This window comes from Vibrio sp. PNB23_22_6 (genome assembly GCF_052877535.1).
In genome coordinates, this window is the sequence record NZ_JBNFXP010000070.1 from 1 (window position 1) to 836 (window position 836).

Sequence of the window (836 nt, forward strand, 5' to 3'; positions counted from 1 at the left end):
GTGCTGCGCACCGGTTGTTCTATGCTGGGTAACTTGGAGCAAGAGACGGACTTTGACCAACAGCTGCACGCCACTGAACGTCTGTTGGCGTTGTTCCCAGCGATGATTTGTTACTGGTACCGCTTTAGCCATGATGGCGTGCGCATTGACACCGAAGACCAGAGCGAAGACAGCATTGGCGGTTACTTCCTGAAGTTGCTGACCGACAAAACGCCGAGTGACACGCATAAGCAAGTGATGCACTGCTCGCTGATTTTGTACGCGGAGCACGAGTTCAATGCGTCGACGTTTGCGGCGCGTGTGTGTGCCTCGACGTTGTCGGATTTGCATTCTTGCATTACCGCAGCGATTGGTACCCTGCGTGGGCCTTTGCATGGTGGCGCGAACGAAGCGGCGATGGAAATGATTGAAAATTGGCAAACGCCGGATGAAGCGGAAGCGAACATCCTAAAAATGCTAGAAAACAAAGACAAAATCATGGGCTTTGGCCATGCGATTTACCGCGAGAGTGACCCACGTAACGCCTTAATTAAGCGTTGGTCAGCGGCACTGTCTAAAGAAGTGGGGGATACCCATCTTTACGCTGTGTCTGAGCGAGTGGAATCGGTGATGAAGCGCGAGAAAGGGTTGTTCTGTAATGCGGACTTCTTCCACGCCTCGGCGTACCACTTTATGGACATTCCTACCAAGCTGTTCACACCTATTTTTGTGATGAGCCGTTTAACGGGTTGGGCGGCGCACGTGTATGAGCAACGCGCTAATAACCGCATCATTCGTCCAAGTGCGGATTACACCGGTCCTGAGCACCAAGAATGGGTGCCAATCGAACAACGCTA

1 protein-coding gene is annotated in these 836 nt (G+C 52.4%); it reads left to right on the forward strand.

Features of this window, described 5'->3' with window-relative positions; genetic code table 11:
- Positions 1 to 836 (forward strand): citrate/2-methylcitrate synthase (locus ACVA54_RS19650; protein ID WP_446643333.1); only part of this gene is annotated, 836 nt, incomplete at both ends.